Source organism: Parapedobacter deserti (assembly GCF_042646065.1).
GTDB classification, from domain to species: domain Bacteria; phylum Bacteroidota; class Bacteroidia; order Sphingobacteriales; family Sphingobacteriaceae; genus Parapedobacter; species Parapedobacter deserti.
Genome location: NZ_JBHRTA010000009.1, coordinates 428,694 through 454,250, shown reverse-complemented (window position 1 = coordinate 454,250; position 25,557 = coordinate 428,694). Strand labels below are relative to the sequence as shown.

Annotated in this window: 19 protein-coding genes and 1 tRNA gene; 9 read left to right on the top strand and 11 right to left on the bottom strand. The window is 48.0% G+C overall.

The genetic code is table 11. The features are described from left to right. Positions 1-10 precede the first annotated feature (10 nt). The 3 genes from surE (at position 11) to ACFOET_RS05360 (ending at position 3,020) form a co-directional block, all read left to right on the top strand. Positions 11-745, top strand: coding sequence for a 5'/3'-nucleotidase SurE (gene surE, locus ACFOET_RS05370; RefSeq protein ID WP_379020343.1), 735 nt, complete (start codon positions 11-13; stop codon positions 743-745). Between the two features lie 68 nt (positions 746-813). Continuing rightward, positions 814-1,380 carry a YqgE/AlgH family protein gene (locus ACFOET_RS05365; protein ID WP_379020341.1) on the top strand — a complete coding sequence of 189 codons (567 nt, stop codon included), beginning with the start codon at positions 814-816 and terminating at the stop codon, positions 1,378-1,380. A gap of 197 nt (positions 1,381-1,577) precedes the next feature. Then, positions 1,578-3,020 carry an alanine/glycine:cation symporter family protein gene (locus tag ACFOET_RS05360; protein WP_379020339.1) on the top strand — a complete coding sequence of 481 codons (1,443 nt, stop codon included), beginning with the start codon at positions 1,578-1,580 and terminating at the stop codon, positions 3,018-3,020. Positions 3,021-3,074: 54 nt separating this feature from the next. Here the strand turns inward: ACFOET_RS05360 and ACFOET_RS05355 are convergent, their stop codons facing one another. Beyond that, the gene (locus ACFOET_RS05355) at positions 3,075-3,860 is read right to left on the bottom strand and encodes a hypothetical protein (RefSeq protein WP_379020337.1); all 786 of its coding nucleotides are present in this window, start codon (positions 3,858-3,860) and stop codon (positions 3,075-3,077) included. A gap of 358 nt (positions 3,861-4,218) precedes the next feature. On the opposite strand from ACFOET_RS05355, the gene ACFOET_RS05350 reads away from it, so the two are divergent. Further along, entirely contained in the window at positions 4,219-6,009 is a 1,791-nt protein-coding gene (locus tag ACFOET_RS05350) for an ABC transporter ATP-binding protein (RefSeq protein WP_379020335.1), read from the top strand. Between the two features lie 60 nt (positions 6,010-6,069). Here ACFOET_RS05350 and nhaA read toward each other — a convergent pair whose 3' ends face one another. Beyond that, entirely contained in the window at positions 6,070-7,242 is a 1,173-nt protein-coding gene (nhaA, locus tag ACFOET_RS05345; protein WP_379020333.1) for a Na+/H+ antiporter NhaA, read from the bottom strand. A gap of 221 nt (positions 7,243-7,463) precedes the next feature. On the opposite strand from nhaA, the gene ACFOET_RS05340 reads away from it, so the two are divergent. Next, the gene (locus tag ACFOET_RS05340; RefSeq protein ID WP_379020331.1) at positions 7,464-8,780 is read left to right on the top strand and encodes a DUF389 domain-containing protein; all 1,317 of its coding nucleotides are present in this window, start codon (positions 7,464-7,466) and stop codon (positions 8,778-8,780) included. A 239-nt stretch (positions 8,781-9,019) separates the two neighbouring features. Beyond that, positions 9,020-11,299 (top strand): glucosylglycerol-phosphate synthase, encoded by a 2,280-nt coding sequence (gene ggpS, locus ACFOET_RS05335; protein ID WP_379020329.1) that lies wholly within the window; start codon positions 9,020-9,022, stop codon positions 11,297-11,299. Positions 11,300-11,382: 83 nt separating this feature from the next. Here the strand turns inward: ggpS and ACFOET_RS05330 are convergent. From ACFOET_RS05330 to ACFOET_RS05315, 4 genes are all read right to left on the bottom strand, one after another. Beyond that, a tRNA-His gene (locus ACFOET_RS05330) sits at positions 11,383-11,456 on the bottom strand. Positions 11,457-11,518: 62 nt separating this feature from the next. Beyond that, positions 11,519-13,408, bottom strand: coding sequence for a molecular chaperone HtpG (gene htpG, locus ACFOET_RS05325; RefSeq protein ID WP_379020327.1), 1,890 nt, complete (start codon positions 13,406-13,408; stop codon positions 11,519-11,521). Between the two features lie 196 nt (positions 13,409-13,604). Then, positions 13,605-14,333, bottom strand: a complete 729-nt coding sequence (locus ACFOET_RS05320; protein ID WP_379020325.1) for a DUF6733 family protein — start codon at positions 14,331-14,333, stop codon at positions 13,605-13,607. 107 nt (positions 14,334-14,440) lie between these two features. Then, complete coding sequence (locus ACFOET_RS05315; RefSeq protein ID WP_379020383.1) at positions 14,441-15,601, bottom strand: ammonium transporter; 1,161 nt, start codon at positions 15,599-15,601, stop codon at positions 14,441-14,443. A gap of 556 nt (positions 15,602-16,157) precedes the next feature. Here ACFOET_RS05315 and ACFOET_RS05310 point away from each other — a divergent pair. Genes ACFOET_RS05310 through coaA form a run of 3 tightly spaced genes read left to right on the top strand, consistent with a single transcriptional unit; the run spans position 16,158 to position 18,644 of the window. Continuing rightward, complete coding sequence (locus ACFOET_RS05310) at positions 16,158-17,219, top strand: patatin-like phospholipase family protein (protein WP_379020323.1); 1,062 nt, start codon at positions 16,158-16,160, stop codon at positions 17,217-17,219. 57 nt (positions 17,220-17,276) lie between these two features. Continuing rightward, positions 17,277-17,645, top strand: a complete 369-nt coding sequence (locus tag ACFOET_RS05305) for a methylglyoxal synthase (protein WP_379020321.1) — start codon at positions 17,277-17,279, stop codon at positions 17,643-17,645. Positions 17,646-17,687: 42 nt separating this feature from the next. Next, positions 17,688-18,644, top strand: a complete 957-nt coding sequence (gene coaA / locus ACFOET_RS05300) for a type I pantothenate kinase (protein ID WP_379020319.1) — start codon at positions 17,688-17,690, stop codon at positions 18,642-18,644. Here the strand turns inward: coaA and ACFOET_RS05295 are convergent. The 5 genes from ACFOET_RS05295 to ACFOET_RS05275 form a co-directional block, all read right to left on the bottom strand. Continuing rightward, complete coding sequence (locus tag ACFOET_RS05295; protein WP_379020317.1) at positions 18,641-19,546, bottom strand: mechanosensitive ion channel family protein; 906 nt, start codon at positions 19,544-19,546, stop codon at positions 18,641-18,643. The two genes, coaA and ACFOET_RS05295, sit on opposite strands and share 4 nt — an antisense overlap. A 26-nt stretch (positions 19,547-19,572) precedes the next feature. Continuing rightward, positions 19,573-20,067 (bottom strand): dihydrofolate reductase, encoded by a 495-nt coding sequence (locus ACFOET_RS05290; protein ID WP_379020315.1) that lies wholly within the window; start codon positions 20,065-20,067, stop codon positions 19,573-19,575. A gap of 13 nt (positions 20,068-20,080) precedes the next feature. Continuing rightward, positions 20,081-20,902, bottom strand: a complete 822-nt coding sequence (locus ACFOET_RS05285) for a thymidylate synthase (protein WP_379020381.1) — start codon at positions 20,900-20,902, stop codon at positions 20,081-20,083. A 97-nt stretch (positions 20,903-20,999) separates the two neighbouring features. Continuing rightward, positions 21,000-22,229 (bottom strand): Glu/Leu/Phe/Val dehydrogenase dimerization domain-containing protein, encoded by a 1,230-nt coding sequence (locus ACFOET_RS05280; protein WP_379020313.1) that lies wholly within the window; start codon positions 22,227-22,229, stop codon positions 21,000-21,002. Positions 22,230-22,362: 133 nt separating this feature from the next. Further along, the gene (locus ACFOET_RS05275; protein WP_379020311.1) at positions 22,363-25,533 is read right to left on the bottom strand and encodes an efflux RND transporter permease subunit; all 3,171 of its coding nucleotides are present in this window, start codon (positions 25,531-25,533) and stop codon (positions 22,363-22,365) included. Between the last annotated feature and the right edge of the window lie 24 nt (positions 25,534-25,557).

Below are 25,557 nucleotides of genomic sequence, written 5' to 3'. Positions count from 1 at the left end.
ATAGTTTTTTATGCGGATTTTAGTCACCAACGACGATGGTATATACAGTCCCGGCATCAGTGCGCTGGCGCGGATAGCCTCAAAATTCGGGGAGGTGGTCGTCGTGGCCCCTGACGTTGAGCAATCCTCTATGGGCCACGCAGTGACGCACTCGCGGCCACTTTCATGTAAAAAGTCGCCTATTGAATTTCCTGGCATCGAAGCATACCGCGTCAATGGCACTCCGGCAGACTGCGTAGCTTTGGGCACGCATTTACGCAACAACATCCAAGTTGTTCTTTCTGGCATCAACATGGGGCCGAATCTGGGAAATTCCATGTGGCATTCCGGAACACTCGCGGCAGCGAAGCAGGCCGTTTTGTTTGGCAAAAAGGGCATTGCGTTCAGCACGCCAGTTGGGAACTCCGAGCCGGATTTTGACGTGCTCACGCCATATGTCGAACAGACTTTGGAATTGCTGCTTAAGGATCCCGGTGAAATCGCACTTTACAACGTCAATTATCCACCTCAGCCGCAAGGTATCCGCTGGACAAGGCAATCGGTCCGGTTTTACGATGGCCGGATACAGCCTGGAAAGGATCCCATGGGCCGCAAGCATTACTGGTTTACTGTAAGTCCTCTCGAACCGGCTGATAAGGGCACAGACCGTTGGGCGGTGGAGAACGATTTTGTCTCGATCACGCCGCTACGGCTCGATCTCACGGACGAAGGGTTGCTCAAACAGCTGACCGATGCCGATAGCTGACGATAGCGGCATCTGGTTTTTGTGCGAAAATTTTGCTACTTTTACAATGTTATCGAAAAGAATTCGCCATGTTTAATAAAAATATCCCCCAAGTCGCGAGCCTGTTGATATCGGAACCCTTCATGCTGGACCCTAATTTTCAACGAGCAGTCGTCTTACTGTGTGAGCACCATGCTGAAGACGGAACCGTTGGCTACGTACTCAACCAGCCCGCAACGCTTCAACTCAGGGATGTAATAGACGACCTTCCCGAAGCAGAATTTCCGCTGTTCTTTGGCGGACCGGTAGCTCAGGAAAGTATACATTTTATACACAAGTGCTACGACAAACTACACAGTGGCATCGGCTTGGGCAATGGCATCTTTTGGGGCGGCAATTTCGAAAGCCTGCAGATACTCATCCGAAACGGGGATATCACACCTGATGAAATCAAATTTTTCATCGGCTATTCCGGTTGGAGCCCAGGGCAACTGGACGACGAGCTCGGGGAAAATGCATGGGTGATCAGCAACGACTACAATCCTGACATCACCTTCGGCGACGACGGAGAAAATCTATGGAAGGAAGCAATCGTGTCGCTGGGGCCGAAATATGCCCATGTTGCTAATTTTCCACAAAATCCAATGTGGAATTGAAATAAAGAAAAAAACTTCCGAAACGACACTTCAATAGGCACTGACTTCTCAGCTTGGTATGCGTTGAAGTTGGAGGCTTTAACCCCCAGGCAGCAATTGAGATACCAACAAATTGTGCCGCAGCCCAAACTACCCTTTCAATCGGTCGATAAATTGTTATCTTAGCGCCCATTCTTTTGTAACCAACTTAACTGAAAATGGAACAAGCGATCAACGCTATTAATAACATCATTTGGAGCAACGCATTGATCATCCTCTGCCTTGCGACGGGTATATATTTTTCATTTGCTACTGGATTTTTACAAATCAGATACTTAAAAGATATGACCAGGTTGCTGTTTAGAAGCAGCTCATCAACCAAAGGTGTGTCGTCATTTCAGGCGTTTGCTCTTGCGCTGTCTGGGAGGATAGGGACCGGCAATATCGCTGGGGTGGCTACAGCGATAGCGATGGGGGGTCCGGGCGCAGTGTTCTGGATGTGGCTCATCGCGTTCCTAGGTAGTGCCTCTGCCTACGTGGAAGCTACGTTGGGTCAAATATACAAGGAGGTGAAGGATGGGCAGTATCGCGGTGGACCGGCTTTTTATATCGAAAAAGGACTTGGTGTAAAATGGTACGCCATCTTGTTTGCGATAGCTACGATCTTGGCCACCGCGGTATTCCTCCCCGGCGTACAAAGCAACAGCATTGCACAGAGCAGCCAAACTGCCTTTGGTATACCCGTTGAGTACATGGGGCTCGGGCTGGTGCTGTTACTCGGACTGATCATCATCGGGGGTGTCAAGCGGATTGCCAAAGTAGCTGAGGTCGTAGTGCCGTTTATGGCTGGAGGTTATATTATACTGGCTTTATCAATCATTGCGATCCATTTTAGGGAAATTCCAGAGGTGTTTATGCTGATCGTCCGTTCCGCTTTCAATTTTGAACCTGCTTTCGCCGGTGTGATAGGGATGGCTGTGGCGTGGGGTGTAAAACGGGGGATTTATTCCAATGAGGCCGGGCAGGGTACCGCACCACATGCTGCAGCGGCGGCAGAGGTGAGCCATCCAGCCAAACAGGGACTGGTGCAGGCGTTTTCCGTTTACGTCGATACACTGTTTGTCTGCACGGCAACTGCTTTCATGATTTTATTTACCAGCAAGTATAACATACAGCATCCCGAAGGTGGGTATATCGTGGAAAACATTCCGGGAATAGAAATCGGTCCAGCATATACCCAACATGCGATTGCTGCACATTTCCCCCTTATAGGTGGCCCAGCAGTAGCCATAGCGCTGTTGTTTTTCGCCTTTACAACGATTATGGCATACTATTATATGGCCGAAACCAATTTAAGCTACCTCGATCGTAAAGGAAAGCACAAGTGGTTGGTGTGGGTGCTCCGGATACTCATATTAACGGCTACGTATTACGGTACCGTCAGAACTGCCGAAGTAGCATGGACATTGGGAGACATCGGCGTAGGCCTGATGGCCTGGCTTAATTTGATTGCGCTGCTGCTGCTACGTAAGCCCGCGCTGAAGGCATTAAAAGACTACAGCCAGCAGAAGAAAGCCGGAAAAGACCCGGTGTTCAATGCCGAAGAACACGGCATTTCGGGAGCATCGCATTGGAAGGCTGATGCGGGCTTAAAGGGGTAAACGCTTAGCATGTATGAGGTAGCGCAGGGCGATAGCAACACGTTATATAACCGTCTATCGGTTTTCAAGCTCGGAGACCCGCTTCTCTACCGACTCCATGATCGCGGTTAAATTGGCAATGGCGTCACGCTCTAATTGGTTGTCCGCTATTTGCTGTTCCAATCGTTTTATCCGCATGCCCAATTCGTCCAACCGCTCTTCCAATCGCTGGAAATCAACAGCTGGCTGACTGTCTCTTTTGTTAAAGATGGGTAGGGCAGCAACGACTAATGCAAGGATGCCGATGGCGATGGCGAGGTAAGCAATCATGGTATGGTTATTTTCAGGATTATCAATATTGTCGGCAACTTGTTCGGGATAGATTGGATTCGGCCCAACGGCGCCGAGCGGCGATTCCAAAGCCGTATCTACAGCGAGTTGTTCTGCCGGCACCTCTTCCACCGGTGAGTGAATCAGGTTCTCCAGGCGCGTGACAAAGTCGTTATAGCCGGTGAGCTGCTTCCGGTACCCTTTCCCCGGCCGTTCGAGGATATCGGCAAAAACTTGGTTCCGCAAAGCAACTAAACCTGCTTCATCTGCCACTTCCATAGATTGCCATGCGCTGTACCACCGCTCGATGCCTGCTATAGAATTTTTAGACAACTGTTGTTTGAAACAATTGTAATCCAGCGTTTCACAGGTGATCGTAAAACCAGTATCCTTTGACACGGCTTTATCGGTTGCCAGAAAATTGATGGTTTCGCGGAGGAGCTCATATTTGGCTTTATCCACTTCATCTTGTGCAAAGGCGTTCCAAGCTAGCACACTTATATAAAATAACGTCAACAAACTGCTCTTCATCTTATAAAATTTGGTAATAAAACGTGCCCATGGACGATTCTTGCAGGCTAAAATAGGGAGAATATAAGGAGAATAGCAAGGTCGGGTGAAATTTTTGCTCTCTATTGCGATTCCCTGCTTCGGTTGCTGTTCTTGCTATCGTTGCATGGTCTTATAAGGAGACCGGGTTATTCGCCGAACCACTCGTAATCAGTTTGCCGCATGGAGGCATGAACACATAAACTACCGGTCAATGTCTGATTGTCGTAAAAAATAAGGCATTACGCTAAGATAATATGAAGATTTAACTGACACACAAAAAAAAGATCGTAAAATTGCCGTATGACCGTTGCACTGGCTAAGGTCTTATTATCGTTAGATGAAATTACTATTATCTTACCTGAGCAGACATAAGGGTCTGATTCTTTTAGCCCTATTGCTGGCGGCTATTAACCAGGTTTTCTCCTTGCTGAATCCCTATATCCTGGGTAACCTGATCATTGACCCCTATGCAAACAGGGCGGCCGATTTCCGCGAACAGGGTGCGGATTCGACATTCTTCAGAGGCATCACTGTCGGTTTGCTGCTGATCATCGGCGTTGCCATGGTTTCGCGGATAGCCAAGGCCTTTCAGGATTACGTGGTAAATGTTGTAATCCAAAAGTTTGGTGCCCGTTTATATACGGACGGCTTACAGCACGCACTGCGATTGCCTTTTCAGGATTTCGAGGATCAGCGCAGCGGGGAAACATTGTCGGTGTTGCAAAAAGTGCGCGCAGATTGTGAGAAATTTATCACCAATTTCGTGAACGTTTTGTTTGCCACGCTGGTAGGCATTGTTTTCGTAGTCATTGTGTCGTTTCAGCTTAGCCCTTCTTTACCAGCGATTTACCTCATAGGCGCCGTAACACTGGCTTTCCTGACCAGCTACCTGAGCAAGAAGATTAAGTTTATCCAGAAAAGTATCCTCAGCGAAACGAATGCGCTGGCTGGATCGACCACCGAATCGCTGCGCAACATCGAATTGGTGAAAAGCCTCGGACTTACCCAGCAGGAGATCCAACGGCTCAACTCCTCAACGATGAAAATTCTGCAGTTGGAACTACGCAAGGTGAAAAGCGTCCGCGCTGTAAGCTTTGTGCAGGGCACGTTTGTCAATTTTCTGCAGCAATGCATTATGTTTGCATTACTGTTCTTTGTGTTTAGTGACAAGATCACCGTAGGGCAACTGATGATGATGCAGTTTTATTCGTTTTTCATTTTCGGTCCGCTCCAGGAATTGGGCAACATCATCCTATCATACCGCGAGGCAGAAGCTTCCCTAAACAACCTGCAGGAACTGTTCAAGCGAAAGCCAGAATTTCAACCCGTCAATCCAGAGAAAATCAATGCCATTACCAGCTTACGGTTTGACGAAGTGAGCTTTCAGCATCAGTCAGCCACCAGGCCGGCGCTGGAAAAAATATCTTTTGAAGTGATACGGGGTGAGACGATAGCATTCGTGGGGCCCTCGGGCGCGGGGAAAACCACACTGGTGAAGCTCCTGGTAGGCCTGTACCACCCCAGTAACGGACATATCTTTTATAACAACGTTCAGGGCGATCGGATAGATTTTGATGAGCTACGCCACCAAATAGGCTTTGTGACGCAGGATACGCAGCTGTTTTCCGGCACAATAAGGGAAAACCTGCGCTTTGTCAATCCGCATGCGACGGACGCGCAGATCATTGACGTGATGCACAAGGCTGCCGGCCAGAGTATCTTGGGGCGGGCGGACAACGGGCTGGACACGATGATTGGTGAAGGCGGGCTTAAATTATCCGGTGGCGAAAGACAGCGGCTTTCCATAGCCCGGGCCCTTTTACGCCAACCCCATCTGATGATTTTCGATGAGGCAACCTCTGCCCTCGATTCGATTACGGAGGAAGAGATTTCCAATACGATCCGCCGTATCACAGCTGAACGTCATCACATCACCATTATGATCGCCCACCGGTTGTCAACCATCATGCACGCCGACCGAATTTTTGTATTGGAAAAAGGGAAGATTGTAGAAACAGGCAATCACGTGGCGCTGCTTGGCGCAAAGGGACTGTACTACGCCATGTGGCGACAACAGATCGGCGAGCGAAAAGAAGAGGCGGCCTCGGCAAACAGCATTACCGCCTAGCGGTTGGCAAAGTAAGAAGCTGATGCTTGTTATTCCCTACCGCAGTCGACGAGCACCAAACTATATGGGCTGCTTAATATATTTCTTGCCCAATCGCTTCAGTAAGAGGTATCCTAGAACTCCCGATAGTGCAGAGGCAACCAAAATGGCAAATTTTGCCTCTGTCTGGTAGTGTGGGTCTACAAATGACAGCAACGCAATGAATATAGACATGGTGAAGCCGATCCCACCCATGAGTCCAATAGCTATTACCTGCAACCAGTTCGTACCTTTGGGGAGCTCGCTTATCCGAAGTCTGACTGCTATGTACGAGAGCAGCGTAATACCTAAGGGCTTACCGATGAACAATCCGGCAATAATACCCATGCCCAGTGGACTAGCCAATCCTTCCAGCATGCCTCCTTCAAACCGGATGTTGGTATTGGCTAGCGCAAACAGGGGCATGATCAAGAAATTGACTGGTGTGGCAATAGCATGTTCCACATGCTGAATGGGTGAGTGCCCTCCCTTTCTACCCTGCAACGGTATGGCAAAGGCGGTAAGTACCCCCGCAATGGTGGCATGTACACCGGAATGATGGATGAAATACCACATGAATAGGCCGGGAATCAAGTAAAACCAAAGGGATTTGACGCCCATGCGGTTGATGAACATTAGCAGGGCAAAAATACCGAGTGCATACAACAAGTAGGTAGACTGAAGTTCAGCTGTATAGAAGATGGCAATAACTAAGATAGCCCCGAGGTCATCGACGATAGCTAATGCGGTAAGAAACACCTTCAATGCTACCGGAACCCGTTTACCCAAAATGGATAAAATACCGATAGCAAAAGCGATATCGGTAGCCATAGGGATACCCCAGCCATGGCGAGTACTCGTGTCAGCATTGAACAGCACATAGATCGCTGCAGGAACCAGCATACCGCCTAACGCAGCAAAGAAGGGCAACGATGCTTTTCTCGCGGATGACAGCTGCCCATGGGCCAGTTCTTGCTTGATTTCAATCCCAACCATCAGAAAGAAAATTGCCATCAGTCCATCATTTATCCAGTGGAGTACACTGTATCGCAAATGGACGGCGGTTGTTTCAAAGCCGATTTTGGTGACTAACAAGGATTCAAAACCGGGACCTAACGGCGAGTTCGCAATTGTAAGTGAAATCACCAGGAACACGAGTAATGTGATGCCGCTCGCTGAGTCAGCTTCAAAAAATTGCTTGATCTGTTTACGCATTGGGAAGAATGAATCGTTTCAGTCGGCTAAATTAAAAAATGTGAATGAAATCGTCTAGTCGATCGATAAAAAAACCTTAGTTGTTATAGGTTGACGTACCCCCGAAATATCGAACACATCCGACATGACTTTTGGATCCCGAAGGCGGCAGGTTCACCGTTGCTTTAGTGGAATTTTCCGCCGTCAGTACGTTTATCTCAAATAAATGCTATTTTCGGCGCATGGATACGAACAGCTTGTTAGCTAAATTCAATATTAAGTCGGAACAAGAGGAATTCGACGTGATCCATGACACCGTCGAAAAAGGCATTTTCTTCAAAGGCACCAACCTTTGGATTTTGATATTCGCTATTATCATCGCCTGCGTGGGTCTGAATGTGAATTCCACTGCAGTAATCATCGGCGCGATGCTTATATCGCCACTGATGGGACCTATTTTAGGTATGGGATATAGCTTGGCAACCTATGACTTCCGGCTTCTGAGGAAGTCTTTGGTAAATTACGGCTTCGCAGTTGCTTCAAGCCTTGTCGCCTCCACCGTCTATTTTTCCGTCTCTCCCCTCAGTGAAGCCCATTCCGAACTGCTTGCACGCACCCAGCCGAATATCTACGATGTCTTAATTGCGTTGGCGGGAGGATTGGCCGGCATCGTTGCGCTTTCAAGCAAACAGAAGGGCAACGTTATTCCGGGCGTGGCTATCGCCACGGCCTTAATGCCTCCACTGTGTACGGCCGGCTATGGACTGGCCACGGGCGCATGGAATTATTTTTTCGGCGCGTTTTACCTGTTTACCATAAATACCGTATTCATTGCTGTTTCAACGCTCATTATTGTACGTTTTCTTAAGTATCCCATTTGGCACGGTGTTAACGAAATCGCAAAAAAGACGGCTAACCGCTGGGTGAGCGTAATTGCGACGATCACCATACTACCAAGCGTGTATTTTGGCTATGTATTAGTCCAGCAGGAACGGTTTACCCGCAACGCAAATACCTTTATACGAAACGAAACCTATATCGAAGGCGACTATCTGCTAAAAACCGAAATTGATCCGTCGAAAAGGACCATACGTCTTATCTATGGTGGCCGGCTTATACCGGAGAGCGTCAAACAGGAAGTGATCGCCAAAACCAGGCATTACGACCTTGAGGATGCGCATGTTTCCATCCAACAGGGATTCTCTTTGAACGATGAAGACACCAATGAAAGTCTCATGGCTATCAATACTCAGCAGACGGAAATCAGCCGGCTTAGGGCCGAGTTGGCCAATGCCTTGCATAACCAGGACAGCCTGAATCAAAGCAGGCACCGAGGCCGGCAGCTACTACTTGAGCTGAAACCGCTATTTCCTGAAATTACTTCATGTGGCACAGCTGAACAGGTTATGTATGTCGACTCGGCGCGCTATAACACCTACCTTTCACTTTTTATAGGTACTTCCGATCCTAAAACCACTACCGCAAACCGAAGCAAACTAGAGGCATGGCTGCGATCTCGGCTGGACGCTGATTCTATCAGGGTATACATAGAACAATAACATAAACTAAAATGTTGTGTTGCATTTTTGGGTACGATTCGTTATCTTTGTTTCAACTTAAGGTCAACTCTTGACCTCCTTTGATCTGAATCCCTTTTTTTAGGACAGTAAATTGCCGAAATTAGGGGGCAGGTATTGGGTCACCTGTAAAAATATCAATATCCCGTCTTTGTACGAACTAACGCTTTTCAACACAGCCGTTTGAAATGCGTTGCAGTAATTTCTTAATTGACCGAATAATGATGTTATTAGCTACAGACCTCGATGGTACGTTTCTTGGCGGATCCGCACAGCAGAAACAAAATCTTTATCACCTCATCCGCAATAATCCTGACATTAAATTGGTATTCGTGACGGGCAGAGGTATCGAAACTGTCTTGCCTTTGGTACATGATCCGCTCATACCAAACCCGGACTATATCATTGCTGATGTAGGAGCGACCGTGGTGTACGGAAAAAACATGCAGCCGGTTGCCAGCATCCAAGGTGATATTGAACGGCAATGGCCCGGAAAATTTGTCGTGCGCAGCAAGCTGACTGAAGTGTCTGGACTTGTTACACAGGAAGTACCGCAGCAACGGCGATGTTCTTTTTACTACGATGAATCTACGGATATTGAGCAAGTGCAACAGATTGCCGAATCACTGGGGTGTGAGGTGCTCACGTCGGCAGGCAAATATCTTGATATCCTACCTAAGGACGTCAACAAAGGCACTACGCTCATTAAACTACTGCAACACATCGGATTCCCCGAGGAACAGGTGCTGGTGGCCGGAGATACGTATAATGATTTTGCGCTCTTCGACACAGGGTACCATGGCGTCGTCGTAGGTGATTCCGAACCCCGGCTGCTTTCCAGCACACAAGAAATGCCTAACGCCTATCACGCTACAGCGGCGGGAGCCGGAGGGATTCTGGAAGCGATGGAACATTTCCCCGCCTTCCGTCGCTACCGAGACAGTGCATCCGACGCAGCGGTGGTTGCAACACGCGAGAGTAAACAGTTACTCATGGTATATCACCGCCTTCCCTTTGATACCGAAATGAAGGATGGGAAATCCAGGCGCATACCACCGCGCAGTCCAAATGGAATCATCCCTTCCCTGTTGGGCTTTTTTACGAACGGACGGCCTGGTATCTGGATTGGAGAGGAAGCTTCGGACGCATTAGGGGAAGAACAGGGGCTCAACCCTTATATTGATCGGGAAAAGTATCCTAACCTGAAAGCATCGATCATCCCGTTGCCCAAAAAGGACATTGATCTGTTCTATCGGGTCTTTTCGAAGGAGGCATTCTGGCCAACAATCTTTTCTTTCATCAACAAAGTAAAGTTCAATCACGAACATTGGCGCCACTACTTACGCATCAACGAACTTTTCGCCAGTCGCATAGCGGATGAAGCAGAGGCAAATGCGCTCGTTTGGATTCATGAATACAATCTCTGGATGGTGCCGGCGTTTCTCCGCCAGCAACGCCCGGATGTGAAAATTGGATTTTTTCACCACACGGCGTTTCCGCCGGCTGACATTTTCAATATCATCCCATGGCGGCGGGATATTATCGGGAGCCTGCTCCAGTGCGATTTTATCAGCTTCCATATCCCTCGTTATGTCGAAAATTTTGTTGATGTAGTGAAAAGCCATGCACCGGTGCAGGTACTAAGCCGTGTAAATGCAGCAAAACAATTTCTGACCTACAGTTGTGCACTAGGTATAGATCAGATGACCAAGCTGATTCGTGTCGGCGATCGTACCGTCCGATTAGGCGCACAGCCTGTGGGTGTTAATATGCAGAATATACAGCGGATTTATACGGACAAGCACACAAAGTCACGGATCGAAAGCATGCGTATCGGTACCGAAGGAAAACAAATAGTCCTTTCTGTGGAACGCCTCGACTATGTAAAAGGCCCGCTGGAAAAAATTGAAGCTTTTGGCGAATTTCTGGACGAGCATCCGGAATATCACGGCAAGCTGGAACTCATCAATATTTGTACACCGCCTTCTCAAGGTATGAAAGTCTATGACCGCATACAGCACGAGTTGGAACAGGCCGTGGGCAAGATAAACGGTCGCTATTCAAACCTCGAATGGACGCCCATCCGCTTTTTCTTCCGGTCTGTCCCGTTTGAGGAGGTGATATCTTATTATGCCATCTCCGATGTGGCTTGGATTACACCACTCCGTGACGGCCTGAATCTAGTCGCAAAGGAATACGTCGCCGTACAGGGCCTGCAGCAACATCCAAAAGGCGCATTGATCATTTCGGAATTTGCCGGCGCGTCCGTGGAACTGCCTTACGCCATACGCACCAACCCTTATGACCTGAACGACCTGAAGAGCAGCCTGCTCACCGCGCTGTCGATGGACAACGCCGAACGGTCAATGCGCATAAAACGACTTTTCGAAATTGTAAAACACTACGATGTGCAACGCTGGGGGCAAGACTTCCTCGAAGGCCTGGAAAACTCCTTCCAAGACACGGGCAGTGAAGGCTCTTCATCGAGTGAAACGCTGTAAACCTGTAAAGACGACGTAGCTTCCCATACAGAAGGAAATCACAAACAAGGCACCTACGAATCCGCAAGTGCCTTGTTACTTCGGGTAAGTAATGGGACTCGAACCCACGACCCCTAGAACCACAATCTAGTGCTCTAACCAACTGAGCTATACCTACCGTGTTATTGGACTGCAAAGATAATAATCAGTCCAGAATCCAACAACAAATTTCAAAAAAACTTAGCCGATCAAACTCACGCTCCGCTTGACAAAATTAGTAAGCTCATTTCCAGTGAGTAATCCACGGGACAGTAACGCCAAATCGAACGCCTGTTTAGCCAGCTGCTCCTGTTCCTCTGCTTTTTCTCCGGAAAGTATCCGCTTGATCAGGGGATGGTTTCCATTTACGGTTACTTTGTAATTGTCGGGCACACTGCCATAGAAGTTCATTCCCCCTCCGGTCTGCGCCATGTCTTTCATACGGCGCATAAACTCGTCGATCGTGACGGTAACCGGCAACTCGTGCTCACTCAACGGTTCCACATGCACTTTCATGTCCGTGCGGTTGATGGCTTTTTCAAACACTTCCACCGTCTTTTTGCTCTCCTCTTCGGTCAGTACCAGTTTTTTGCTCTCTTCCTTTTGGATAAGCTTGTCGATCACGTCAGCATCCACACGTTTGAGCTGCGTCTTCTCAGACTTCTGTTCCAAATAGCCTACAAAATGGCTGTCTATTGGCGAGTCAAAAACTAACACATCATATCCTCGTTCCTTAGCTGTAGCTATGTAGCTGTCTTGCTGTGCAACATCGTTTGTATAGAGGTACACAATGTTACCTTCCTTATCCTTTTGGATGTCCTTTACCTTTTCAGCAAATTCCTTTAACGTGTACGTATCGCCTTCCGTATTTTTAACCAAGCAAAAGTCGTGGGCTTTCTCAGCAAATTTATCGTCACTGAGCATACCATATTTTACAAACAGACTGATGTCTTTCCATTTCTCCTCGAACCCCTTCCTGTCGCTCTTGAAAAGCTCAGCCAATTTGTCTGCTACTTTTTTGGTGATGTGAGCGTTTATTTTCTTGACATTGCTATCGGCCTGCAAGAAACTTCTTGAGACATTTAATGGAATATCAGGTGAATCGATAACCCCATGCAACAACATCAAAAATTCAGGTACAATATCTTTTACTTCATCCGTGATGAACACCTGCCGGGAGTACAGCTTAATTTTGTTCTTCTGGATTTCGAAGTTTTCCTTAAGCTTTGGAAAATACAAAATGCCGGTCAGGTTGAATGGATAATCGACGTTGAGATGGATCCAGAAGAGTGGTTCGTCTAACGAATAAGGATACAGCTCGCGGTAGAAAGCCAAATAATCCTCATCCTTCAACTCAGACGGCGACTTCGTCCAAGCGGGATGGGTATTATTGATGATATTGTCTACCTCTATGGTTTTGTATTGGGGCTTACCGTCTTTGTCCTCGCCATCCGGTTCGCTGTTGGTACGCGTGCCGAAGCGTATAGGTACCGGCAGGAATTTTCCATATTTTTCCAATATCTCTTGGAGTCTGCTTTTATCCAGGAACTCTTCGGAATCTTTGTTGATGTGCAGAATGACATCCGTTCCCCTTGTTGCCCGGCTACCCGTGGTTATTTCGTATGACGTACTACCATCGCACACCCAACGCGCCGGTTCCGCCCCTTCTTGGAAAGACAACGTCTGGATTTCCACTTTATCGGCGACCATGAAGGCCGAGTAGAAGCCAAGACCGAACCGGCCAATGATCTCGTTGGCATCCTTTGCCTCTTTGAACTTCTCAACAAACTCCGTCGCGCCGGAAAAAGCAATTTGATTTATATATTTCTTCACCTCATCGGCCGTCATGCCAATGCCGTTATCTGATATCGTGATCGTCTTAGCCTTTTCGTCGAACGCCACATCAACAATCAAGTCGCCCAGGTCTCCCTGGTATTGACCCAGCGACGATAGCCGCTTGATTTTCTGCGTCGCGTCAACGGCATTTGACACCAACTCACGAAGAAAAATTTCGTTGTCAGAGTACAAAAATTTCTTAATCACCGGAAAAATATTCTCGGTGTGAATGGATATGTTTCCTTTTTCGTTCATAATGCAAATTTAATAGCCAACAATTCTAAAGGTTGTCGTTGCTTTCTTAAACAAGATGCGTTCCACCTGAGATAAAACGACAACTTGACAGCATAACGCTGACATACGCGGCAAAAAATAAGCCGCCAAGCAAAACTTGGCGGCAAGGTTGGCTGTGTATAGTTTACAGCGTTGGTATCGTTATAATAGTTTGATCTTAGAAGCTAAACCCTACTCCAACTTTAAAAAACGAATCATTCCCTTCGACGAAATCGCCACCGGCTGTCAGCCGTGAAAACACACCGTATTTGGGTGCTGAAAACTGCACATACGGTCCGATCCATTGATATGCATCTGCCATTGATTCCGAAGTGGGTCCGCCCAGCAAGTGCTCGAAATGGGCACCGAAAGAGAGTTTCGGACTGACGCGGTATCCTAGGTTTGTCCAATAGTGAATGTAAGAATTAGTGGAGCCGTCCGCTGGCGCTTTATCCCGCAGCGGTGCATAATACCCGAAGTAAACCTCGCCCTCTACGCTGGGTTTATCGAGAGATAGGATAAGATTCGGCACAATACCGTCGCCAAAAATGGATGGCCCCGCTGCACCACTAGAAAGTAGATTGCCCCCCGTGACGCCTATGTTGGGATTGATGGCGACACCATCGGCGACATTGAAGTTTGCACCTATGCCGAATTCGGTCCAGTTGCCCCAGCCGCCACCAGTGCCGCCGGACCAAAGTATACCATAGAACGTCAAATCAACGGTGGGACTAACCGAATAGGCGCCTGAAAAAACAGGAGCAAAACCGAAAAACTGATCGGAGTTCAACGAAATGCTAAATGAAAAATCATCGTCAGACTGCGCGTTTACCGTTGCTGAGTGCAAGAGCACCATCATACCCGCTAAAGCCACCGGCTTTAGAAATTGCGTAAATGTTGTTTTCATACTTTTTTATTTTTGTTTAATTGTTTCAATCACGCAGTGTGAACAATTCCAGCGCCCAACCCACGGTATCCTGTAGGGAAGCAACGCTGACTGCACTGCCCCCTGCTCTATTTTTCGAGCAGGATGGTATACCCTCGTATCCCATGTTCTTCACTATCAAGCCCATGCTTTTCTAAGTGTGGATCAACCCGCAGACCAACCGTAACTTTAAGAATGTAAAAAATGACAAACGCGCCGATAGTAGCCGCCGCTCCGCACGCCAGCACTCCATAAAGCTGTGCTATGAAGGACGCGCCTTCTCCGAAAATTCCTGTGGCAAGCGTACCCCACACTCCGCAAGTCAGGTGTACCGACACCGCACCTACGCAATCGTCAAGTTTCAGCTTATCCAGCAGGATGACCGAGAACACGACCAAAATACCGGCGACTCCACCGATGAAAAAAGCCGCTAAAGGCGTAATAATGTCTGCTCCGGCGGTCACTCCTACCAATCCAGCGAGCACCCCGTTCAGCACCATCCCGAAATCGATCCGCTTCATAGCGGCCATACTGGTAAAGTGCCCGCCGATCGCGCCGCCACACGCACCCATTGTGGTTGTCACTAATACAAGAGATACGGTGCCTGGGTCTGCAGAAAGCACCGATCCGCCGTTGAATCCGAACCAACCTAACCAAAGCAGAAACACACCAATGGTAGCTAAAGGAACCGATGATCCGGCAATCTCGCTCGTTTTTCCGTTGTTATACTTACCAATACGCGGTCCGAGCAGCCAAATGCCGACGAGGGCGCCCCACCCACCTACCGAATGCACGATGGTGGAACCCGCAAAATCGACGAAACCGAGCTCATCCAAAAAGCCACCGCCCCATTTCCAGCTTCCTATGATCGGATATACGATCGCCACGTAAACCAGTGTGAATGTCAAATATGCGGACAGCTTTATACGTTCGGCGACAGCACCGGATACGATAGTAGCCGCAGTGGCCGCGAACATCGCCTGATACAGAAAGTCGGTCCAAAATGTGTACCCGCCGTCCGCATAACCGGCAGAGGTATCAGCCGCTCCGGAATTTAGCCATATTAAATGCCAGCTCTCCTTATTAAAACCAAGAAAACCGTTAAACAATCCTGGATACATCAACGCAAACCCGATCATTGCGTAAGTCACTATCCCTAATACCGGTGTTAATGTATTTTTAAATAAAATATTAACCGTATTCTTTGCTTGGGTGAACCCGGCTTCTACACAAGCAAACCCCAAATGCATGATAAAAACCAACGCCGTAGCCACCATCATCCAGACGTTGTTTGTGGTAAATATTGCATCAGCTACCGACCCACTACCCGTCGGCTGAGCTATTTCGGTTAACGGCAGGCCCGCACCCAATAGTAAAATTCCATCAAACCTAAAAAAAACAGAAAAAAGCGAAATCATAAAAACCAAAAATTATGTTAAACACTTAAAAGCACAAGTTTTTAGAATACCATAGACAAATATGGTAATAAAATTCAGATAAATATCCAAATTTTTAAAAATAAATACAAATATTTTTGTGTTTATAACAATACGTGCATAAATGTTATAAAAATTTTGCCACCTAACAAGCTAAAAAGTGATCAAATTACTGAAATAAACTAGAAAAACAACAAAAACGAGAAACAACAACAAAAATACCGACAATGGCAATTAAATAATCAAAACAAATACCCACAACACTCGCAGATCATCACCGAAAGAAAAAATGGTCACACCTATACAAGGCTTGCCTAAGCTGCTCCTTAAACTTTATTGGAAAAAACCTATTTTTACCACCAAAGCGTTAATGATGAAGAAAATCCTCTCGATAGACGGAGGCGGAATCCGTGGAATCATTCCAGGGATGCTGCTGGTAGCATTGGAACGGCGATTGAAACGCATAAGTGGCAATCCAAACGCTGCGATTGTAGATTATTTCGATTTTTTTGCTGGAACAAGCACGGGAGGCATTCTTATCTGCTTGCTACTCTGCCCCGATGAGCGTGACCCTTCGCGCCCCAAATTTTCAGCACAGGACGCTTTGGACCTCTATGTCGCCCATGGCAGTGACATCTTTAAGGCTGGCTTCTTCAGACGGCTCTTAGCTAAGTTTGGCCTCACAAGCGAACGGTACCCCAGCGCTACATTAGAACTCGTGTTACAGACGTATTTTGCGGACATTAAACTCAGCCAGCTCCTTAAACCCTGCATCGTCACCGCTTATAACATAGAGCTTCGGAAAACACACTTTTTCAGGCAACAGACCGCAATCGTACGGGGCGATTCGCGCGACTTTTATCTGCGCGACGTTTGCCGGGCTACTTCAGCCGCACCTACTTATTTCAGCGTGGCGGAAATTTATTCAATGAGTGGTACCCGCTATCCCCTACTTGATGGTGGCGTATTTGCGCCGAATCCGTCGATGAGCGCAATGGTAGAAGTGACAAAGGCATTCAACGAAACGAAAATCGATGACATTTCCGTCTTTTCGCTGGGTACCGGTCGATCCAGGAAAGCCTACGATTACGAGTACTTCAAAAACAGCCGCGCGGTGTCCATTGGGCCAGCGCTAATCGACATCATGATGAGCGGAGCTGCGGAAAGTAGTGACTTTTTTCTTCAACAGTTGTACAAATCTACAGGAAAGGAGACGCAATACATCCGGATAGAACCCGCTAATCTCCACAGCATTCGTGAGGAACTTGACGCAGCAAGCCACGGCAATATCCAGAAATTAATTGCACTTGGCGACCGGATGGTCAGTGAAAATGACGACCTGCTCAACCGGATGGTCACTAAGCTGGTTAACCAAAAAGGAAACGACCATCAGAGAAACCCCTGGCGGTTTTTATCGGCAAAGGGAGGATAGACCGAATTGAATCGTAAGGTATAAAGCTAAAAATCACAATTAACATCCAATTACCCCATGGAACAAAAAACAATTGCGCTCATCGCCCACGATGGAAGAAAACCGGAAATGGTGGGATTTGTAAAAGACCATAAGGAGCGATTGAGCCTTATCAAACTGGTGGCCACGGGCACCACGGGTTCATACATCAGACAAACGGGACTTGATGTTGAACTGAAACTCAGTGGACCGAAGGGTGGCGATGCACAGATCGCCGCTTTAGCTGCCGAGGGAAAAATCGACGCAATCATCTTTTTTCGAGATCCGCTGGGTAAGCATGCTCACGAGCCCGACATCCAGATGCTTATGCGGGTATGCGATGTTTACAATGTGCCATTGGCTACTAATCCGGCCACCGGAGAACTTATACTTAAAGGGATACTTTAAACTTTTTTACTAAGTTTGCAGCCACCACCAACCCCTATCGGCATGGTCAAAACAGACAACGGTATTGCATACTCTCCATTCCGCCACATTACGCGAGAAGAATGGAAAGAACTCAATGGCCGCCTGTCATACCCGATTGCGGAAGATGACATCCATAAGCTGAATGCACTGAACGAGCCGCTAACCATGCTCGAGATCCAGGAGGTATACTTTCCGTTGAGTCATCTGCTCCAGCTTCATATCGATAGCTATCGCCAACTACATCATAATGCAAATGCCTTCTTTAACAACCAAAGCAAGCGCCTTCCCTTTATCATCGGTATCGCGGGGAGTGTGGCTGTTGGAAAGAGTACGACGGCGAGAGTATTGCAAAAAGTGCTGTCACTTGCCCCGGGAAGCCCCAAGGTAGACCTTATCACGACAGATGGGTTTCTCCATCCTAACCATTACCTTGAATCGAAAGGAATACTCAATCGCAAAGGATTTCCGGAAAGCTACGACACACGGCGGCTGCTAAACTTTTTGTCGGACATCAAATCCGGGAAAGAATCGGTATCTGCTCCGGTTTACTCGCACCTGGTTTATGACATTGTGCCTAACACACAACAATGGGTGACACAGCCTGATATACTGATTGTAGAGGGCATCAATGTGTTACAAGTAAATGTAAGGGGTAAAAACCGCGGGCCGCAAGTCTTCGTCTCCGACTTTTTTGATTACTCCATTTACGTCGACGCAGATCCGGACAATTTGGTGCAATGGTACGTGCAACGGTTCGAATGGCTGCGCAAAACAGCCTTCCAGAATCCCGAATCGTATTTCCATCGTTATGCCAGCTTGAGTGAAAGCGAAAGTGCGGCGATGGCTACCAGTATCTGGGACGAGATAAACAAACCGAATCTGCTGAAAAATATCCTACCCACACGCTTCCGCGCGGACCTTATTCTCGAAAAAGGCAGCCACCATTTTATAAAAAGTGTTAAAATCAGGAAAGTTTAGTTGCCTTTTTCATAAGCAGCCTGCCCGGCGTCATAAGCTATGACCTGAAGGTAGAGATCATTTCGGATTTGCTTACGCAGATTACTATCGCGTTTTGTGGTAAAAAACTGCAACCTGTATTGCACCATGTCCTTACCGACGCCCACTACTTTGAACTGAAAACTGCCAGCAACGATATGATTGGCATATCGCACAACGACCGCTTCCAGACTTCTCATCAGCGCCTCTTGGTTGTATGAATGTGCCAGCGGAAGTTCGAAGTCTAAGGAAAGTTTCTTTGAGTTTTGTAGCGATTGGTTGATGATGTTAGCCGTAAACGCGGTATTATTGGGTATCAGCACTACATCATCGTCTTCATTCTTCACCATGATGTTGGCCAACGTGATATCCATAATTTTGCCCTTATGCTCGCCGATCAGTACATTATCACCAATGGTAAATTGATCAGAAAACATAATTAGGAGCCCGCTGATCATATTAGTGATATAATCCTTGAACAACAGCGCAAAAGCCATGGCAACGATGGTAATGCTGGTCAGAAAGTCAACGGGGTTGATTCCAAATACAAGCATGAGGCCGATTATGCCGAAAGCAACATTTAGTATCGTAGCGATTTGGCTAATACCTAAAACATAGTTACCTCTTACACGATCGCTTTTCTTTTTTCTTCTCCGGTAAAGCGAAATAAAAACAAACCGTCCAATGGAAATAAGGATGCTGCCGGTCAAAAACGTGTTGACACCATAAGCTATCCGGTTAAAACGTGGGTATTCGCGGTAAAATTCGTCAGCGGCGGCAAACGAGTAAGCGATGGCCGCCCACAACCCCAGCTTAAGTACAAAAAAGAAACGGTCGCGGAGAATTCGCCTTCTCGCTATGCCGGACATCGGTGTCATGGTCATAAATTAGAGAATTACATGCAGATCAGCTATTTCCGTTCATAAACCATAAACGTATACCCATAGGCATGGCGCTCATCCGGGTTGCAGTGAGTGGCTGCTTTAAGCCTCCATTCATTCTCGTCCGGTTCGGGAAAATATACATCACCTTCAATGGTGGCATGAACCCTGGTAAGGTAAATCCGCTCAGCCAACGGCAGCGCTTGCTTGTAGATTTCTGCGCCACCCACCACAAACACCTCCTCTTCATTCATACTACGGCCCAACGCTTCATCCAGTGTGTTCACGACCTCCGCACCTTCAATGGCATAGTCGCGCTGCCGGGTTACAACAATATTTCGACGGTTGGGCAACGGCTTACCCACAGACTCGTAAGTTTTCCGCCCCATGATGACTGCATGCCCCGTAGTGGTCTGTTTAAAAAACCGGAGGTCATTTGGCAGGTGCCACAGAAGTTGGTTATCCTTACCGATGGCACCAGTTTCAGCTGCAGCTACAATAATAGATAGAAATGATTTCTTCATCGCTCGCTAGGGTTTAAACTGCCACCGGCGCTTTGATGTGTGGGTGTGGGTGGTAATCCGTCAATTCAAAATCTTCATATTTAAATGCAAAGATGTCGGTAACGGAAGGATTAAGAGTCATCATGGGCAACGGCCGTGGCTCCCGACTCAATTGCAGCTCCACCTGCTCAAAATGGTTCCTGTAGAGATGAGCATCGCCAAATGTATGAATAAAATCCGCTGCCTCCATATCGCAAACCTGGGCTACCATCATGGTAAGCAACGCGTACGACGCGATATTGAACGGAACGCCGAGGAATATGTCTGCACTGCGTTGGTATAATTGGCACGAAAGCTGCGGCTTATTATTTCCTTTCCGGGGATCTGCAGGAGCAACATAAAACTGGAAGAATGCATGGCATGGCGGAAGCGCCATATGGCTGATTTCAGCTACATTCCATGCCGATACGATAATACGGCGTGAATCAGGATTCGTTTTCAATGAATGGATGACCTGCTCGATTTGGTCGATATGGCGGCCGTCAGGCGTTGGCCACGATCGCCATTGCGAGCCGTATACCGGGCCCAGGTTTCCTGCCTCATCTGCCCACTCATCCCAGATGCTAACCCCGTTTTCCTTTAAATAACGAATGTTGGTTTCGCCGCGGAGAAACCAGATCAATTCGTGAATAATGGAACGAAGGTGTACCTTTTTGGTGGTTACCAGCGGGAAGCCCGCCTTGAGGTCTAACCGCATCTGGTATCCAAAAACGCTGCGTGTGCCTGTTCCTGTCCGATCTTCTTTGTCTACACCGTTTTCATATACATGGCGCATTAAATCCAGGTATTGCTTCATGGTCATCCTCCCGTTTATCGGGTAAAGATACACAGATTTCATGGCCGCTGGCAGACAAAAAATATCCACAACGGGTGCAAATGTTAGTAACTGTTTGCTATACTAGCCCTTTTAGCGCAATTTCATAGGCCCGTGAAGAGACATTCGTTTTGGCAGGAGATAGCCTACGGATGTTTGCCAGCGCGCCAAAAATGACGTTGGAAACATCAGAGAAGATCGCATCATCGCTCATTTCCACGTTTCGGTTCATTAAATAAGCGAACACCCTTGCCATGCCGCAATTGGCAATAAAGTCGGGAATCAGTGATAGCCGCTGGTCTACGTATTCCATAACGGGCCCGTAAAAAATCTCTCGATCAGCAAAAGGCACATTCGCGCCTGATGAGATTACTTCCAGCCCATGAGCAGCCAATCGGGCTACATGGTCCTTTGAAACCAGCCGGGAGGCTGCTGCCGGAACAAATATATCAGCGGGAACATCCCATATTTTATCGTTCACCTCGTCAAAGGGCCGCAGGCGATCATCACATAAGCTGTTGCCCTTACGATTGATATAAAGTTGCTGAATAGTTTCTGCATCAAAACCCAGTTCGTTTATGACACCCCCCGCCCTGTCTAGAATGCCGACAATCCGCACTCCCATCTGTGACAAGTAATAGCCAGCTGCGGCCGCGACGTTGCCCCATCCCTGGATTATGGCGCGCTTGCCAGCAACCTCGCCATCAAAAAGCGCATAATAATGCTTAATCGATTCGGCCACGCCGAATCCGGTAATCATATCAGCCACTTTATACTTGCGCTTCAAGTCAGGTGTATATGCCGGGTCTTCCAAAACCTTCGACACCCCGTAACGCAACTGTCCGATCTGATGTATCCGCTCATTTTCACGGACATTGAAATGCCCACTAAGTACGCCCTCTTGCGGGTGCCAAAGGCCATAGTTTTCTGTGATCGGAATGACTTCATGAATTTCATCCACATTTAAGTCTCCCCCGGTACCGTAATAATTCTTGAGGAGCGGAGTGACCACCTTATACCACCGTTCCAGTACGCCCTGTTTACGAGGATCTGAGGGATCGAAGTTGATGCCAGATTTAGCGCCGCCGATAGGAGGTCCAGACACAGTAAACTTCACTTCCATGGTTTTTGCCAGAGATTCTACTTCGTTTCTGTCCAATCCCACCCGCATGCGGGTGCCACCACCCGCCGCGCCACCACGCAGTGAGTTGATGACCACCCAGCCTTCCGCTTCGGTCTCAGGGTCCTTCCATTCAAACACAACTTCGGGGAGCTTTTCCTCAAAACGCTTAAGCAGGGTTTTCATCATAACTGGCTAAATTTTGGCAAACTTAGGTAACCTTGGTAAGATAAACAAGGCACATAGCGAAAAGAATAGTCCCGAGTGAAAACACCCGGGACAAGTAAAACATATTAAATCGAGTCATCCATGTGTCGGATCTTTATACCGGCTCGTCCTCATACTCTTTCACTTCCTTGTGCACATACTCCTCAATCATGAGTTCACTAATCGGGCGGCCTTTCTTATCCAGCCCCAAACGGTGAAGAATGTTGTCCATGATTTGGTACATTACCGGAACGACAATGAGCGTCAGGAACAACGAACTGATCAACCCGCCAATGATCACCCATGCTAGGCCGTTTTTCCACTCGGCGCTTGGACCGGTAGCTATTGCGATGGGCAACATCCCGAATACCATCGCAATGGTGGTCATCAAAATAGGCCGCAAGCGAGCTTGGTTAGCCAATATCAGTGCCTCTCGAGTCGATTTCCCTTCCGCCTTAAGGTGGTTGGTGAAGTCGACCAGTATGATGGCGTTTTTAGCAACCAAACCAATCAACATAATCAACCCGAGAATGGTAAAGATATTCAATGTGTTGTTGGTAAGTGCCAACGCCAATAGCGCACCGATGATGGACAGGGGAATGGAAAACATCACCACAAACGGATATACGAAGCTGTCATATAATGCCACCATAATGAAATACACCAGCAGGATGGAGCTCAGCAAGGCGATACCCAGCGTACCAAATCCTTCCGACTGTTGCTCCATATCCCCACTCCAAACGTAGCTTACACCACCAGGAGTGTGAATATCTGGCAACTGGCTTTCCAAGTCCGCGGCGATGGCGCTCACCGGACGGCCAACGACCTGCGATTGCACTTTTACCGAAGTACTCTTATCTCGCCGCTCCAACTGGCTTGGCCCTGAGCCTTCGCGTATCATGGCGAACTGCGACAACCGTATCAGTTCCCCCCTATCGTTGGCAAACTGAAGGTTACTTACGTCGTCCACATTCTTACGGTCGTAATCGTCAAAACGGATATTGATATCGTATTCATACTCACCCGAACGGTATTTTCCGTCGGTATTGCCGTTGAACGCGGTCTGCATGGTTGCACCCACGGTCTGCAGATTTAATCCGAGAGCCGCCATTTTGTCGCGGTCAACTTCCACCGTGATCTCTGGCGTACCGCCTTCAACGGAAAGTTTTGCTTCGGAAGTTCCCGGAATTTTGCGAAGCCGGTCAAGAATACCCTCAGCATAAGTCAACACACTGTCCAGATCAGACCCCATCACCACCATTTCCAAGGGTGCTTGTTCAGCAAAGCCGACGATACTGATGGGGACGGTCTTGATCTTTGCGCCCACCAATATTTTTTCCATCTCCCGCTTTAATTTGGCGGCGTAAATATTACTGGGGTCTTCCCGTTCTTCTCGGCCGACTAACCTAACCGTGATCTCAGATTTGTAGGTCGTGGCCTGAGTGCCGGCAAAACCATCGCTGGACTGCCCGACGGTTGCGATGAGCGAAACAACCTCCGGTTTGGAACTCAAAAATTCCTCAGCCCTACGCGTCATGTGGTTGGTCTGTTCGATGGAAGCATCCTTGGGCATTTCTATCTGGACCAAAAACTCACCGCGGTCGCCCTGAGCAAAGAACTCTCCGCCGATGAAGCCGCCGGCCAACAAGCCAAATGAAGCAAACAACAGCAGCGTGACGACCGTCAGCGTAATAGCCTTATGGTTGAGCGACCACTTCAACACGTCGGTCACCCAACGGGTAAACCGGTGTAATTGGTTTTCGAACCATAAGATAAACCGACCGAAGATCGTACGGTTAGAAACCCGCTCCAGCTTCCCAAAGCGAGAAGTGAGTAACGGCACTATGGTAAATGATACTACAAGGCTGAGCAAAGTAGCGATCACGACTACAACGCAAAATTCCCGCAGGATATCGGACACCATACCTGTACTGACAGCAATGGGGAGGAACACCACCACAATGACCATAGTAATGGAAATAACGGTAAACCCAATCTCCTTTGCCGCGTCAAACGATGCCCTTACTTTATTTTTGCCCATCTCCATATGGCGGTAGATGTTCTCAATCACTACGATGGCATCGTCCACTAAGATACCCACCACCAGCGAAAGGCCCAACAGCGACATGAGGTTCAGTGTAAAGCCAAAAAGGTTGATGCCGATGAATGTAGCGATTAGGGAGACAGGGATGGCCACCATTACAATTACCGCGTTACGCAGGCTATGGAGGAAGAAAAGCATCACCACCGCTACTAATAGCACAGCCAAAAACAGGTCAAAGATAACGGCATTAGCCGATTCCAGTGTATAAGTAGAACTGTCGTTAGCTACCTCAATATTCAACCCCTCGTTTTGATAGGCCCTCATCAAGTTAGCGATGATCTCCTGTGTGCCACGGCTTACTTCCACGGCGTTGGCATCCGATTGCTTCAGCACCTGCAAAAGCAAGGCACTCTTTTGGTCCACTCGGGCAATTTTCTCCACATCCTTTTGTGCATCTTGCACATCGGCGATATCGCGGATACGTATTTGCCCGCCGGTGGGCGTCGTAGCGACGACCAAGTTGCGCAACTCGTCCACCGATTTATATTTTCCCGCTAAGCGCACCAAAATATCCTGGTTTTGCGTTTTTACACTTCCAGTAGGGAAATCCAGGTTGGACGTTAGAATCGCTTGCTGCACTTGCAGAATAGACAAGCCGTAGCCTTGCAGCTTAGACGCATTGATACTCACCTGAATCTCGCGTTCCTGACCACCGATAAGGTTAACCTGTGCCACCCCCGGTACTCGCGAAAGTACAGGTTGGACACGCTTGTCAATAAGATCGTAGAACGCAGCATCATCCATGTTGGCCGTGGTAGCCAGCGATAGGATTGGAAGGTCATCCATAGAAAATTTCGCCAGCGAAGGAGCCTCTGCGTCGTCTGGCAAGTCAGACAAGATCGCGTTCACCTTCCGTTGTGCATCGTTCAGGGCATAGTCTACGTCAGTGCCGCTATTGAGCTCGATGACGACCATCGACAAACTTTCGAAAGATGTGGCGTCGAGCTTCTTGATGTTCTCCATCGAGGCGACCGCGTCTTCTATTTTTTTGGTGACCGTATTCTCCACTTCGCTGGGTGAGGCACCTGGATAAATGGTGGTAACGGACACCACGCTGGGCGAAAATTTGGGAAGCAACTCGTAATTCAACGAGAAGTAGCTCATGATACCCAGCAGCGTCAGCGCAGTGAAGACCACGATGACAATGGATGGGCGTTTAATCGATATTTCTGCTATCTTCATGTTAGATAAGATATAAAATCCACA